This is a genomic window from Collinsella aerofaciens, from assembly GCF_015670795.1.
GTDB lineage: Bacteria > Actinomycetota > Coriobacteriia > Coriobacteriales > Coriobacteriaceae > Collinsella > Collinsella aerofaciens_Q.
This window is the reverse complement of the sequence record NZ_JADPCJ010000003.1, coordinates 65018-79577: the sequence shown is the minus strand read 5'-3', so window position 1 is coordinate 79577 and position 14560 is coordinate 65018. Positions and strand designations below refer to the sequence as shown.

At 60.6% G+C, this 14560-nt stretch carries 14 protein-coding genes; 11 read left to right on the top strand and 3 right to left on the bottom strand.

The genetic code is table 11. The features are described 5' to 3' along the window. Positions 1 to 27: 27 nt before the first annotated feature. Positions 28 to 717 carry a GntR family transcriptional regulator gene (locus tag I4W09_RS02105; RefSeq protein WP_196031454.1) on the top strand — a complete coding sequence of 230 codons (690 nt, stop codon included), beginning with the start codon at positions 28 to 30 and terminating at the stop codon, positions 715 to 717. 391 nt (positions 718 to 1108) lie between these two features. Here the strand turns inward: I4W09_RS02105 and eda are convergent, their stop codons facing one another. Beyond that, positions 1109 to 1750: a bifunctional 4-hydroxy-2-oxoglutarate aldolase/2-dehydro-3-deoxy-phosphogluconate aldolase gene (eda, locus tag I4W09_RS02100; protein WP_055286010.1), complete on the bottom strand. Its 642-nt coding sequence runs from the start codon at positions 1748 to 1750 to the stop codon at positions 1109 to 1111. Between the two features lie 254 nt (positions 1751 to 2004). Further along, complete coding sequence (locus I4W09_RS02095; RefSeq protein WP_196031453.1) at positions 2005 to 3039, bottom strand: sugar kinase; 1035 nt, start codon at positions 3037 to 3039, stop codon at positions 2005 to 2007. Positions 3040 to 3274: 235 nt separating this feature from the next. Here I4W09_RS02095 and I4W09_RS02090 point away from each other — a divergent pair, with 235 nt between their 5' ends. The 10 genes from I4W09_RS02090 (at position 3275) to I4W09_RS10500 (ending at position 13071) form a co-directional block, all read left to right on the top strand. Next, positions 3275 to 4297: a LacI family DNA-binding transcriptional regulator gene (locus I4W09_RS02090; protein WP_196031452.1), complete on the top strand. Its 1023-nt coding sequence runs from the start codon at positions 3275 to 3277 to the stop codon at positions 4295 to 4297. 42 nt (positions 4298 to 4339) lie between these two features. Beyond that, on the top strand, positions 4340 to 4834 hold the full coding sequence (locus I4W09_RS02085) for a type II toxin-antitoxin system RelB/DinJ family antitoxin (RefSeq protein ID WP_196031451.1): 495 nt from the start codon (positions 4340 to 4342) through the stop codon (positions 4832 to 4834). Next, positions 4821 to 5192: a HepT-like ribonuclease domain-containing protein gene (locus I4W09_RS02080; protein WP_196031450.1), complete on the top strand. Its 372-nt coding sequence runs from the start codon at positions 4821 to 4823 to the stop codon at positions 5190 to 5192. The genes I4W09_RS02085 and I4W09_RS02080 overlap by 14 nt, the downstream gene beginning before the upstream one ends. Positions 5193 to 5326: 134 nt before the next feature. Then, the gene (locus I4W09_RS02075; RefSeq protein ID WP_196031449.1) at positions 5327 to 6664 is read left to right on the top strand and encodes a glutamine synthetase family protein; all 1338 of its coding nucleotides are present in this window, start codon (positions 5327 to 5329) and stop codon (positions 6662 to 6664) included. A 50-nt stretch (positions 6665 to 6714) separates the two neighbouring features. Then, positions 6715 to 7377 (top strand): response regulator transcription factor, encoded by a 663-nt coding sequence (locus tag I4W09_RS02070; protein WP_118256204.1) that lies wholly within the window; start codon positions 6715 to 6717, stop codon positions 7375 to 7377. A gap of 208 nt (positions 7378 to 7585) precedes the next feature. After that, positions 7586 to 9046 (top strand): S1C family serine protease, encoded by a 1461-nt coding sequence (locus I4W09_RS02065; RefSeq protein ID WP_196031448.1) that lies wholly within the window; start codon positions 7586 to 7588, stop codon positions 9044 to 9046. 447 nt (positions 9047 to 9493) lie between these two features. Further along, a complete protein-coding gene (ligA, locus tag I4W09_RS02060) occupies positions 9494 to 11722 on the top strand; it encodes an NAD-dependent DNA ligase LigA (protein WP_196031447.1) in 2229 nt (742 codons plus the stop codon). Between the two features lie 284 nt (positions 11723 to 12006). Beyond that, a complete protein-coding gene (locus I4W09_RS02055; protein WP_195246044.1) occupies positions 12007 to 12399 on the top strand; it encodes a type II toxin-antitoxin system Phd/YefM family antitoxin in 393 nt (130 codons plus the stop codon). Beyond that, entirely contained in the window at positions 12396 to 12818 is a 423-nt protein-coding gene (locus I4W09_RS02050; protein WP_195246043.1) for a PIN domain-containing protein, read from the top strand. The genes I4W09_RS02055 and I4W09_RS02050 overlap by 4 nt, the downstream gene beginning before the upstream one ends. Before the next feature lie 124 nt (positions 12819 to 12942). Then, a complete protein-coding gene (locus I4W09_RS10500; RefSeq protein ID WP_006234727.1) occupies positions 12943 to 13071 on the top strand; it encodes a hypothetical protein in 129 nt (42 codons plus the stop codon). A gap of 140 nt (positions 13072 to 13211) precedes the next feature. Here the strand turns inward: I4W09_RS10500 and I4W09_RS02040 are convergent, their stop codons facing one another. Next, positions 13212 to 14558, bottom strand: coding sequence for an MATE family efflux transporter (locus I4W09_RS02040; RefSeq protein WP_196031446.1), 1347 nt, complete (start codon positions 14556 to 14558; stop codon positions 13212 to 13214). Positions 14559 to 14560 lie beyond the last annotated feature (2 nt).

Sequence of the window (14560 nt, the reverse complement as noted above, 5' to 3'; positions counted from 1 at the left end):
TTAACCGAGGCTTCATCCGAGGGCTTTATGGAACAGCAGCATTATCAGAGCCTGCAAGACCAGGCGTACAACGCATTGCGGTCCAAGATCATCTATGCCGAGCTCAAGCCCGGCACGCGCCTTTCGGCGATTGGTCTGGAAAAGGAGACGGGAATCGGACGCACGCCCATTCGCGAGTCCTTTGTGCGCCTGCGTGAGCAGGAGCTGGTGGAAACGCGTCCCAAAAGCGGCACCTATGTCTCAAAAATCAGCATGGAGCGCGCCGAGAACGCCTGTTTCTTGCGTGAGAAACTCGAGAGAAGCGTGCTCATTAAATGCTGTTCGGCCGCCTCGCCCGAGCAAAAGCAGCGGATTGAGCAGATCCTTGCCGAGTCCGAGTCGCTCGACCATGGCGAAACGCGCCGTTTCTTTGACCTGGATAACCTGTTCCATGAGACATGTTTTGAGATTGCCGGTCGTCACATGTTGTGGGATTGGATGAAGAGCGTCAACACGCATTTTGAGCGATACAACTGGTTGCGTATGGTGTCGCAGGATCTGGATTGGGAACCGATTCGTCGGCAGCATCGCCGGATTCTCGAGGCCATTAAGAGGGGCGATACCGATGCGGCGAGTTATCTGGCGGAGACGCACTTGCACCTGATGCCCGAGGAGCAGGGCCCGGTTATCGCCTTGCATCCCGACTATTTTGAGCTGTCCAAAGACTCGTTCATCTAATCAATCCCCATATAAGTTGCGGTGAAATAGGGACTGTTTTGCGGCCTAGGTGGCGCAAACAGTCCCTATTTCACCGCAACTGCGTTGGGGCGTAACCGGGGCACAAAGCTGCGGCGCCGCTTGGAGGAAAAGACCGGAAGCAAGGGTCCATTCCTCCAGACGGCGCCGCAGCTGTTTTGATGGCTCGGTTTTTGTCGATGTGGCTCAACTGGGCGCGGTTGCCAGCCGAGTAGGCAAAGCGGCTCGGGGGCGTGTCGCTTCCGTCACGTTCTATCAGCATACAAGACGGTTTTGGTTCTTGTTCGTGACGGAAACGGCGCGCTTCCGAGCCGCTTTAAAAGAAAGGGGGCGAGGTCTAGGGCACGCCCCCTTTCACGATAGAGAGCTAAACCTAGCCGCGGACCTTCTTGACGACGTCCATGGCCTCGCGGGCAATCTGCTCGACCTTGGAGAAGTCGCCGTCGGCAAACAGGGCCGGCTTGACCATCCAGGTGCCACCGCAGGCGATGATGGCGGAGGAGCTCAGGTACTCCTCGACGTTGGCGGTGCTCACGCCGCCGGTGGGCATAAAGCGGTGACCGACAAACGGAGCGGCGAGGGCCTTGATGGTGTTCAGGCCGCCATACTGGGACGCGGGGAAGAACTTGGTGACCTTGAGGCCCAGGTTCTCGGCTGCGGTGACCTCGGAGGGGGTTACGGTGCCGGGAAGGACAGGCAGGTCGATGTCGATGCAGTGCTTCACAACGTCCTCGTTGTAACCCGGGGAGACGATGAACTTGGCACCGGCTGCGCGGGCCTGCTCAACCTGCTCGACGGTCAGGACGGTGCCGGCACCAACGCACATCTCGGGCTCGGCCTCGGCCATAGCGGCGATGCACTCGGCGGCGCAGGCGGTGCGGAAGGTGACCTCGGCGGACTTCATGCCAGCTGCCATAAGGGCGTGGGCGAGCGGAGCGGCGTCCTCGACCTTGTCGAGCACGACGACCGGCACGATGCCCAGGGACTCAAGCGTGGTGTAGAACTGATCGAACATGATGTTCCTTTCGATGTATGGCGCGCATGGGCGCGTGATTGCCAAATATGCTGGTCAGGAGCCGATTTTGGATTGGTTATCGGAGGCACTGCTTGGGGTTCAAGCAATTCCAAAACCGGCTGCTCGACCAGTCATGTAGGGAATGCCAGGCAAAACCGGAATGGGACTGGTGGTTTTGCCCGACCGGAAGAATCGGGGAGCGGGCCGCAGGGGTATGGGATTGGAAAGCTGCGGCCCGCGGAATGGGGAACGAATTAACGGGCGACGCGGGTGCCACCGTCGGCGGCGGATGCCACGGCTGCGATCTCGTCTGCGGTCACCAAGTTGGAATCGCCCTTGATGGTGAGCTTGAGGATCGAGGCTGCAATCGCGTAGTTGACGGCGTCCTGCGGGTCAAAGTCGTTGGTGAGGGCATGGACGAGGCCGGCGTTGAAAGCGTCGCCGGCGGCAACGCCTTCGAGCACGTGCACGTCGTGAGCAGGGGAGAACCAGTGCTCGCCGCTCTCGGCGTCAAAGAGCATGCCCATCCAGATGGAGCGCTCGACGCAGGAGATGTTGCGGACGACCGAGGCGACCTTTTTGCAGCCGTACTCGGCGCAGATCTGACGGGCCATCTCGACGTAGGTGTCGCGCTCCTCGATGCCATGGGCAAGGGAACCGGAGACGCAGGTCATGCCGAGGCCGGCGGGCGCATCCTCGTCGTTGGCGATGCAGATGTCGACGAGCGGCAGGAGTTCCTTCATGGTGGCCTGCGACTTCTCGGGCGACCACATCTTGCCGCGATAGTTCACGTCGCACACGGTGGTGATGCCCTTGGCGCGGCAGGCGGCGAGTGCCTCCTTGCAGGCGGCGGCCATCTCATCGGAGACGGCGGGGGTCACGCCGGAGAAATAGAAGACATCGATGCCCTTGAGGATCTCGTCCCAGTCAAAGACGTCGCGTTTGGCCATGTTGATGGCAGAGAACTTGCGGTCGTAGACGCAGCCGTTGCCGCGCTGCGAGGCGCCGACCTCAAACACATAGGAGCCAAGACGGTCGCCCTGACGCACGACGCGCGTTGTGTCGACGCCGTAGGCCTTCAGCGAGCGCAGCGCGCACTCGCCTAGGCGGTTGGTCGGGACAACGGATACGTAAGCGGCCTTGTCGCCTTGGTAGGCCAGGGAAAGAGCGGTGTTGGCCTCGGCGCCACCGTAGCGGACGTCAAACTCGGTTGCCTGCTCAATGCGCAGATGATCTTTGGGCGAGAGCCTCATCATGATTTCGCCGAAGGTAAGAACCGTTTTACCCATGGTCGCGCAGCTCCTTCTTGCTCGTGCGTACACCTTTGATATGGCGTTGGCGCGGAGGTGCCAAGACGGTAGGGTACATCTTTGCACCTCCGCGCCAACGCTTGCCGAAATCGGTTTACGAAATCGGTTTCGTTTCGAGTTGTAGTATACTCACCTACAGCGTTTTGCAAGCGAGATTTTTAAAAAAATGCCTAAAATGGCTCAGACTGCTGACAATTGGGAAACGGGGTGCGCCATGGCGCAGATGAGAATCAAGGACATTGCCGCCGAGGCGGGCGTGAGTCCGGCCACGGTCTCGCGCTATCTCAACAACCGCCCCGGGCAGATGACCGAGGAAACCCGTGCTCGCATCGCGGCGGTTATCGAGCGCACCGGCTATCGCCCACGTGCCGCCGCACGCAATCTGCGCAGCTCGCGCACCAACCTCATCGGCGTGATCCTGGCCGACATCGCCAACCCGTACTCGAGCGCCATGCTCGAAGGGCTTTCCGCCAGTGCCGCCGCGCGCGGCTGCTCGCTTATGACGGCCATTAGCGGCAACGATCCCGCTAAAGAGGCCGAATCGCTCACCAGGCTTATCGACGCCGGCGTGGACGGCCTGGTCGTCAATACCTGCGGCGGTAACGACGAGGCAATCGCCGCTGCCGCGGGACGTTTACCCGTTGTGCTGCTCGACCGCGATGTTGCCGCCGGCGGTGTCGATCTGGTGACATCTAACAACCGTGAGCTGGTCGCCGGCTTGGTAGACGCCTTGGCCGCCGCTGGCAGTGAGCGCCTGTGCCTGCTCACCGAGGCGAGCGACGACAGCCCCGTCCGTCGCGAGCGCGCCGAGGCCTTTGCCGACGAGCTTTCGCGACGCGGCCTTGCGGGCGAGGTCGTCACCCTGGCCGACGGTGGCGCCACGGGCGTCGGTCGCTTGGACGAGACTATCCGCGGCTATGCAGGCAAAAAGCTCGGCCTCATTGCCGTCAACGGTCTGGTCTTCCTGCGTTTGACCGAGGCGCTAGCACAGCTGGGGCCCTCGCTGCCGGCGGGGCTCAAGATCGCGACGTTTGACGACTACCCCTGGAACCATGTGCTCTTTGGCGGCGTGACCACGGCCGCGCAGGACACCCTCACCATTGCCGAGCGCGTGGTCGAGCGCCTGTTCGAGCGCATCGACATCGTTACCACTACGGTGGGCGAGGCCGCAAAGCTCGCCCCCAAGCGCATCGAGGTCCCCGGCCACATCGAACACCGTGCCTCGACCTCGCGCTAGTCTGTGTGATAATATATAGACAATGTCATACAGGAGGTATCCATGGCTGCGTCTGTGCTGAGTGTGCGAGTGGACTCGTCAATTAAAGACTCATTTGCCGAGCTGTGCGAAGAGCTTGGCATGACTTCGTCTGTTGCGGTCAATATGTTTATGAGGCAGATGCTGCGCGAGCGCTCTCTGCCGTTTGTTCCTTCACTTGGTAAAAGCTCTGCGAGCGAAAGCGCCGCGACGGGCATTTTGGATACTGCCCAGATTGAGTCCGCCGTCCGCGAGGCAGCCAGCTCGATTCCCGCCATCAAAACCGTGATTCTTTTTGGTTCGTATGCCCGGGGCGAGGCACATGTCGATAGCGATATTGACTTGCGTCTCGAAGTCGATCGCGAGCAGGGCTTTGGTCTTTTCGCGTTGTCGGCGTTTGGCGAGGCGGTTCGCAAAGAAACCGGGAAGCAGGTTGACCTTGTCTCGAGTGACTATCTTGATGACGATCTTGCCGCGGTAATCGAGCGCGAAGGAGTGATCCTTTATGATCGCGCGTAAGTCAGACAGCCTTCGCGCCCAAGAGGTTTTGGAGGCCATCTCCGAAACGAACGAGCGCATCAAGGCTTTTGATATCACCGAGGACCAGTTTCTGCATGCGAATGACGTGCGGACGAGGGCGTTGGCGGACTCCCTTTTGATGTGTGCGCTTAGGGTGACGGAAGAAGCGGGCAAATTGTCGGAACGCTCGCAGCGGCTTCATCCCGAAATTGAATGGCGTGGAATTATCGGCATGAGAAATTATCTTGCGCATGATTACGGCAATGTCGACCGCTCGGTTGTTTGGGATGCAGTGACGATGGAGTTCCCTGCGCTGGAACGAGCCTGTAGACAAATTGTCTCCGAATCTGAATGCTAACCGCTCGTTCGCAACGGCCTGTTCGCGCACGTTTTTTGAGCGCTTGATACGCTTTAACCCTGCGGAAACATTTTTCTGCGATAGTATCTGCGATATAGACCAGTCGAAACCCGCCCGAAAGAAAGGGGAGCGACATGAACCAGCAGAACATTGATTACGTACTCCGCTCCGTAGAGCAGCGTGACATCCGCTTTGTGCGTCTGTGGTTTGTCGACATTCTCGGCCGCCTCAAGAACTTTGCCATTAGCCCCGAGGACCTCGAGGTCGCTTTTGAGGAGGGTATTGGCTTTGACGGCTCTGCCATCGAGGGCTTTGCTACGCCCGAGGAAGCCGACATGCTGGCGTTTCCCGATGCTTCGACCTTCCAGATCCTGCCGTGGCGCCCGAGCCACAACGGCGTCGCCCGCGTGTTCTGCGACGTGTGCACCCCCGATCGCAGGCCGTTTGCCGGCGACCCGCGCGACGCCCTGCGCCGCATGTTCTATAAGGCCGAGAAGGCCGGCTACCTGCTCAACGTGGGTGCCGAGCTGGAGTACTATTACTTCCCCGACGAGCACACGCCCGAGCCGCTCGACAACGTGGGCTACTTTGACCTTTCGGTGAGCGATGCCGCCCGCGACCTGCGTCGCAACACGGTCCTCACGCTGGAGAAGATGTCCGTGCCCGTGGAGTACACCTTCCACGCCGCCGGCCGCTCGCAGCACGGCATGAGCTTGCGCCACGCCGAGGCCCTGAGCATGTCCGATGCCATCACCACGGCCAAGCTCATCATTAAGCAGCAGGCCTACGAGAGCGGTTGCCACGCCTCCTTTATGCCCAAGCCGTTGGCGGGCGAGGACGGCAGCGCTATGTTTTTGCATCAGTCGCTGTTCGACCACGACGGCAACAACGTCTTTTGGGGCGAGGACGACGAGAAGTACCATCTCTCCGATACCGCCAAGCACTATATGGCCGGCATCTTGGCGCACGCGCGCGAGATCAGCGCCATCACCAACCCCACGGTCAACTCGTACAAGCGCATCACCACGGGTGGCGACTCCGTGCCGCAGTACGCCACGTGGGGCCTGCGCAACCGCGCGAGCATGATCCGCATCCCGGTCTACAAGCCCGGCAAGCAGCTGTCCACGCGCATCGAGCTGCGCAGCCCCGACCCCATGGCCAATCCGTACCTGGTTAACGCCGTCACGCTGGCGGCTGGTCTCGATGGCATCGAGCGCAAGCTGGAGCTCCCGCCCGAGGCCACGGCCGAGACACTCAAACTCACCGACCGTCAGATGCTCGAGGCCGGCTACACGCCGCTGCCGCGCTCGCTCAAAGAGGCGCTCGACGTCTTTGAGGACTCGCAGTTTATGAAGGATGCCCTCGGCGAGCACATCCACAGCTTCTTCCTCAAAAAGAAGCGCAACGAGTGGCATAAGTTTGAGTCCACGATCACCGAGTGGGAGATCAAGCATTATCTGGCGAACTCCTAATCGCGCTGGCTTGTTCCAGTACGATTGAGCTCATTTCCTTGGAGGCCGATATGTCCGAAAAGAGTGCCCTGTTCATGGCGCGCACGACGCGCTTCCACGAGTTTGCCCGCAGCTTGACGACCACCCTGGGTGTCGAGGTGAGCCTGGCCACCCCCGATTCGCCAACTGCGGCGCACGACTTTGACTTGCTGATTCTCGATTCCGATGGCATCCGCAGCGACCGCATCGATCAGATTGCCAAGTGGCTTGACGATCGTGGCGGCGTCCCCATGCTGGTGATCGTCGATGACGAGGCGCTCGGCACTCTGCGTCTGCCGAATCACGCGCATGCCGACTTTGTATGCCCCACGGCGACGCCCAACGAGCTCAAGGCTCGTGCGCAGCGCCTGATGGGCGAGGAGGAGACCGTCGCCGCCGACGATGTGCTCAACATCGATAACCTCGAGATTAACCTGGCTACCTACCAGGTGACGCTCGATAACGAGCCCATCGACCTGACGCTGATGGAGTACTCGCTGCTGAGCTTTTTGGCGACGCATCCCAACCGTGCCTACAGCCGCGAGGTGCTGCTGCACCGCGTGTGGGGCTTTGAGTACTGCGGCGGCACGCGCACCGTCGACGTGCACATTCGACGCATCCGCTCCAAGGTGGGCCCGCAGATCGCGGCACACATCACCACCGTCCGCGGCGTGGGTTATCTGTTTAAGGACTAGATTTCCACCACAAAGGGGACAGGCACCTTTGTGGTGGTATTGACGCAGGTGCGGGTTCCTTTCGGGCCTGCAACAGAACTTAAGCCTTCCTAAAAGATTGCGTTCTCATACACGTGCGCCCGCATATTGGGGTACAACTCAACGTGAACAATGATGGCCCGCCACATGTTTGGCGGGCCTTTGGTTATTAGACGAAAGGATCGCAGCCATGAGCGAGAACGATTCCCAGCGTCCTCAGGATGCGGGCAACGCTGGCGAGACCCAGCAGCAGCCGCGTGTGCAGGTGGAGTCGACGCCTGCCGGCAGTAACATTCCCTACGTGCAGGCTTACGATACACAGACCGGCCAGCCGCTGGGCGGTCAGCAGGTTGTAAACAAGCACACGGTGGTCAAGACCAAGACCAAAAAGCTGCCGATCTTTATTACGGCACTCGCCGGCTGTGCCTGCGGAGCCCTGCTGGTCATTGCGCTCATTATGAGCGGCACGCTCAATATTGGCGGCGGAAAGAATGCCGTGACGGCGGGCGCTTCGGGTTCATCGACGCAAAAGATCACCATCGACTCCGAGGACACCACGCTGGCCGAGGCCGTTTCTGCCAAGGCCCTGCCTTCCGTCGTTTCCATCACCGCCACTTCGAGCGGCAGCCAGAATGGCTCGCTTTCGCAGTCTGCCGATGAGTCGGACAGCTCGGGCAGTGTCGGTTCGGGCGTGGTGCTCGATACCGAGGGCCACATCCTCACCAACAACCACGTGGTCGATGGCTACGACCAGTACGTGGTGACCATGGACGACGGCACCACCTATGAGGCCGAGTTCGTGGGCAACGACGCCTCGAGCGACCTGGCCGTCATCAAGCTCAAGGATGCTGACGCCTCCAAGCTCACGCCGATCGAGATCGGTGACTCCTCCAAGCTCAACGTGGGCGAGTGGGTCATGGCGATCGGTTCGCCGTTCGGCAACGAGCAGTCTGTCTCCACGGGTATCGTGTCGGCGCTGTATCGCTCCACGGCCATGAGCTCCACCAGTGGTAACACCATCTACGCCAACATGATCCAGACCGATGCCGCCATCAACCCGGGCAACTCCGGCGGCGCGCTTGTCAACGACAACGGCGAGCTCGTGGGTATCAACTCGCTCATCGAGAGCTACTCGGGCTCCAGCTCGGGCGTAGGCTTTGCCATTCCGGTCAACTATGCCAAGAATATTGCCGACCAGATTATCGACGGCAAGACGCCGGTTCATCCGTATCTGGGCGCCACGCTTTCGAGCGTCAACGCGCTCAACGCCCGCACCAACAAGCTGAGCACCGATAGCGGCGCGTATGTGGCGAGCGTCGTTGAGGATGGTCCTGCTGCCAAGGCCGGCATTCAGGAGGGCGACGTCATCACCAAGCTGGGCGACGACGAGATCACGAGCGCCGATGGCCTGATCATCGCGCTGCGCAGCCACGAGGTGGGCGAGAAGGTCGAGATCACGCTTATGCGCGGCAAGGAAGAGAAGAAGGTCACGGTTGAGCTGGGCTCCGACGAGGAGCTGCAGAACCAACAGCAGGACGACAGTTCGACCGACACCGGCAACGGCGGTATTACCGACGAGCAGCTGCGCCAGTATCTGGAGGAGCTGCTGGGCCAGCAGGGCCAGGGTCAGGGCTACGGCCAGGGTTACTAACGAGCCATTTCGCACATGCCGAAGCCAGAGGGGCTGTCCCGCCAGCGCGGGACAGCCCCTCTTTTCTTATTGATCCGTTGGGGACGGAGGAAAACGGATCACTTGTGGCTGGCAAGAGGCCTGGTTCGTAATGGTCTGGACAGTTAGTTCAGATACGTATAAATCTGGGGCAGCTTGGGATGCGTTTTGAGCAATTTTTGATTGGGATGGGGCTCGAATGGGTGTTTGGAAGGGAGAGCGGGACGTTTACATGGTCTCGAGGAGCCCAAATTAGTTGAAACAGGGGTGTTCGTGCCTGATTCAGCTCTAGGATTTATACGTATCTGAACTAACTGTCCACCCCGGTCTGGCGGCTGCCGATTCGGTGCGGTTCGAAAGGGCTATTCGGCCTCATTGCGACCGGTGGTACTCTAGTATCCGTTTGAAATCGAGCGAAGGAGTGCCGCTATGGAGCAATCGAGCCTGTTTGGTGACGGCGTGGACATCGATACCGAAACGCCCGCGAGTGCGGATGCCGCTGCACCGACCGATGCCCGTGCCCAGGCGGCAGCACGTGCGGCCGAACTGCGCCACGAGCTCGATTACCACGCCTATCGCTACTACATGCTCGACGCGCCCGAGATCACGGACGCCGCCTTTGACAAAATGCTCGTTGAACTGCAAGAAATCGAGGCTGCCTACCCCGATCTGGTGACGCCCGACAGCTATACTCAGCGCGTGGGCGGCTACGTGAGCGAGCAGTTTACGCCGGTCACGCACATGGCGCGCATGTATTCCATGGACGATGCCATGGATCTGGACGAACTCGACGCGTGGCTCCAGCGCACCGAGGATGCGCTCGGTGCCGGCAGCGTCACCTATACCTGCGAGCTCAAGATTGACGGCTTGGGCGTTGCGCTTACCTATCAAAACGGCACCTTCGTACGTGCGGCCACACGTGGCGATGGCACCACGGGCGAGGACGTATCGCTCAACGTTCGCACCATCAAGGATGTGCCCATGCACCTGTCCGAGCCGGCGCTCGCTCACATGGGCGCCGACCGCGAGCGCACCATTGAGGTGCGCGGCGAGGTCTACATGCCTAAGGGCAGCTTTGTTCGTCTGAACGACGAGGCCGATGCCGAGGGTCGCGACCCCTTCGCCAACCCGCGCAACGCTGCCGCCGGCAGCCTGCGCCAAAAGGACCCCAAGGTCACGGCGCGCCGCGACCTCGCCACCTTTATCTACGCCATCGCCGATACCGACCCGCTGCACGTCCACAGTCAGCGCGAGTTCCTCGATTGGCTGCGTAGCGCCGGCTTTAGCGTCAACCCCAACGTTGCCCGTTGCGCCACGCCGGCCGAGGTCCACGAGTTCTGTGCCCAGGCGCTCGAGCACCGCGGCGACTTGGACTACGACATCGACGGCGTGGTCGTAAAGGTGGACAGCTTCCAACAGCAGCTCGACCTGGGCTTTACCGCCCGCGCACCGCGCTGGGCCATTGCCTTTAAGTTCCCGCCCGAGGAAAAGCAGACCGTCCTGCGCGAAATTCGCATCCAGGTGGGCCGCACCGGTGTGCTCACGCCGGTCGCCGAGTTCGACCCGGTGACGGTTGCCGGCTCCACCATCGCGCGCGCCACGCTGCACAACATTGACGAGATCCGTCGCAAAAACGTGCGCGAGGGCGACACCATCATCGTGCGCAAGGCAGGCGACGTAATCCCCGAGGTCGTGGGCCCGGTGCTCGATAAGCGCCCGGCCGATTCGGTCGACTGGCACATGCCCGAGGTCTGCCCTGTGTGCGGCAGCCCCGTGGTCCACGAGGATGGTGAGGTCGCTTACCGCTGCGTCTCCATCGACTGCCCCGCGCAGCTCAAGGAGCGCCTGCTTCACTGGGTGAGCCGCGGCTGCATGGACGTCGACGGCCTAGGCGACGAGATTGTCGACAAGATGATCGCCGCTGGGCTGATTCACGATGTTGCGGACTTCTACCAGCTCACGGTCGACGACATCGCCGGCTTGGACACGGGGCGCACCTATGCCAGCTCCAACAGCAAAAAGGGCGTCAAGAAGGGCGATCCCATTCCGGTAGGCCTCAAGACGGCCGAGAAAATCATCGCCGAGCTCAACAAGTCCAAGAGCCAGCCGCTCGGTCGCGTGCTGTTTGCCCTGGGCATCCGCCACGTGGGCAAGAGTGTGGGCGAGGTCATCGCCGAGCGATTCCTGTCGATTGACAAGCTCATTTTGGCGAGCGAAGAGGACATCGCCGAGTGCGAGGGCATCGGTCCCAAGATTGCGGCGAGCGTCAAGCAGTTCCTGGCCGTGCCCGAGAACCTTGCCGTGCTGGAGCGCCTGCGCCAGGCGGGCCTGTCGCTCGAGGTCGACTTGGGCGCCGCGCACGCGCAAGCCGCAGCCGACGCTGGCGTGGCGGGCGAGCTCGCCGACGCACAACCACTCGCAGGCCTGACCTTCGTGCTCACCGGCACGCTCGTCAACCGCACGCGCGACGAGGCGGGCGCGGCGCTCAAGGTGCTTGGTGCCAAGGTTTCGGGCAGTGTTTCAAAGAAGACGAGCTATCTGGTCGCCGGCCCCAAAGCAGGCTCCAAGCTCACCAAGGCCGAGCAGCTGGGCGTACCCGTGCTGGACGAGGGCGCACTCGAGCAGATTTTGGCTACTGGTCAGGTGCCCCAGGCTTAGGACATCGATAATCAAATTAGAAAACCTCCCGGAAAGGTTGATACTTTCCGGGAGGTTTTTATTTGGGCGTGGTGGCGGGCAGCATGATCTGCGTCATGTAGGTTGCTGAGGGTGACCCTGCGGAGCGGTGTCGTTCCGGAGCGATAGAAGATTCATACAAAGCAAAGGGGCCCCGCAGTGAGGTCCCACAACGGGGCTGCCCCATTGTGATGAGTTTTATACACTTTAACATTAACATTAACGTGTATACTTAGCAGTGAAGATATATGTTGAGAGGAGCAGTTATGGTTACCGTCGCGTTTTCGGAACTGCGCCAAAACCTTACGCAGGTGGCCGAAAAGGTTGCCAATGAGGGCGAGGAGGTTGTGGTCTTCAAGCGGAGCAAGCCGTTGTTCAAGATCGTGCCGCTCGACTATCAAAGCCCGGTTGCAGTGGAATATGACGCTGCCCAGGAGCGCGGGGGTGCAAAGCCGACGTGCGGCTCGGACAAGCCCAAGCGCGACGTGGGTACGATGTGGCATCCCAAGATCACCTGGAAGGAGATCCGTGAGATGCTCGCGGAGAATGAGGACTACCAGGAGTATCTCGATATCGTAGCCAAAATGCCAAAAGGAACGCCGCTCGATACGATGACGGTTGAAGATGAAAAGCGCGTCGCGAGGGAGCGCTACCTATGAGAGCATTTCTCGATACCAATTTTCTGCTCGATTGCGTGCTTCCGGGCCGGCCGGAGCACGCAGCGGCGCAAACGATCAAGGGACTCGTCGACGTGGGGCTTATCGAAGGCGTTGTTTCGGCCTGCTCTCTCAAGGACGCGTATTACATTCTCACCAAACAGGCCGGCGAGGCGCGCGGGCGCGAGGTAGTGCGCGACTGCCTTAAGAGCTACTCGGTAGAGTCTCTCGACCAAGAGGCTTGTTTTGCCTCCGCCTATTCCGATGAGCCGGACTTTGAGGACGGCTGTATCCGTGCGATGGCCGAGCGTGCCGGCGTGGACTTTATTATCACGCGTGACCGCGCCGCTTTTGTGCGCTCGACCATCAAGACCTTCTCGCCTGCAGAGTTCATCCGTGCGTTTCCGATTCCGGAGGAGTAAAACCGCCATATCGGGGATTGTCCCCGGCGTTTGGCGAGCTTGTTGGGAGGCCCCTGGTCCAGTGACTGTTACAAAAAACGGCTATAGCAAATTTGTTGTACTTCGATCCGAGGACTACGACCTCATGGTTCAGGAACAGGCTAAGGCTCGTCTGATGGCTCGTATAGCTGTGGCCGAGCGGGAGCGTGCTGCTGGCACGGCGCGTGATGCCTTTGAGGCTCTCGATGACCTTGAGGCAAAATATGGCCTATAACGTCAAGATTCTGCCTTCAGCCGAACGTTTTCTGGGCAGTTCTTATTTGGACGGGGCAACCGGCACCGTGATCTGCGTCACGTAGGTTGTGGGGTCGTCGCTGATGATATCGTCGATGAGGGCGATTTCGCGTCGTCCCGCTACGCCACCAACTTGTCAAAAGCCCCGCGCCGGTTGAGCACGGTAAACGCGACAACACAGATAACTGCCGACAAAATCGATCCGCACGGCGAAGCGATGCCCATGGGAAACAGCGTGTTGGAATAGGCATTCGATAGCAGCCATGCACCGGGCACGCGAATGAGCGCCACGGCCAGCACGTTGTGCGCAAAGCCGATGTAGCTCTTGCCATACGCAGCGAAAAAGCCGCTAAAGCAAATGTGGATGCCGGCAAAGATTGCGTCGAAAATATAGCTGCGCATATAGCCGGTGCCGGCCGCGACCACCGCAGAGTCCTTGGCAAAAAAGCCGATAAACGCCGGCGCCACTAGCCACATCAGCACCGTGATCAGGCAGCCGTACACCAGCGAGATCGTCATGGCGTCTTTGAGCACCTGACGTGCACGGTCGCCCTTGCCCGCGCCGGCGTTTTGCGCCGTGAGTGCACTGACGGTAGCGCCCATGGAACTCGGCACAATGAACAAAAAGCTGATCATCTTCTCGACCAGGCCCACGGCGGCGGCGTCGACGAGCCCTCGGTGGTTGGCGATGACGGTGATAAACATAAACGCCACCTGGATGCAGCCGTCCTGCACGGCCACGGGCACGCCGATCTTAAGAATGCTGCCGAGCACCTCGGGCTGGGGACGCAGGTCGCTGCGCTTAACGTGGATGTTCGTGCGGCGGCTCTTAAGCCACACGAGCGCGAGGGCAACGCTGGCCGTCTGGGCGGTTACCGTGCCGAGCGCCGCGCCCACGGGGCCGAGCCCCATGTGTCCGATAAACAGAAAGTCGAGCGCGATGTTGATGATGCATGCCACGCCAATCACGTACATGGGCGAGCGCGAATCGCCCAGCCCGCGAAAGATGGCCGAAAGAATGTTGTACGCGGCGATAAACGGAATGCCGACAAAGCAGATACGCAGGTAGGCGGCGGTTCCTTCGACTGCCTCGGGTGGCGTGCCAATGAGCGCCACAACCTGCGGGCACAGCGCAAGCAGGACAACGGCCAGCACCACCGAGACACCCATAAAGAGCGTGATGGTGTTGCCGATGGCGGTCTCGGCGCGGTCGAAGCGACGCGAGCCCACGGCGTGGCCGACGATGACCGTCGTTCCCATGGCCAAGCCCACGAGCGTCACGGTAATGATATAGAGCGTCTGAGCGCCATTGCCCACGGCGGTGATGCCGGCGGCGCCGCTAAACTGCCCCATCATGTACAGATCGGCCATGCCGTAGAGCATCTGCAAAAAGTACGAGAGCATATAGGGCAGGGCAAAGACCGCGATGGTCTTAAGGACATTGCCGCGTGTGAGGTCGTGTTCCATGG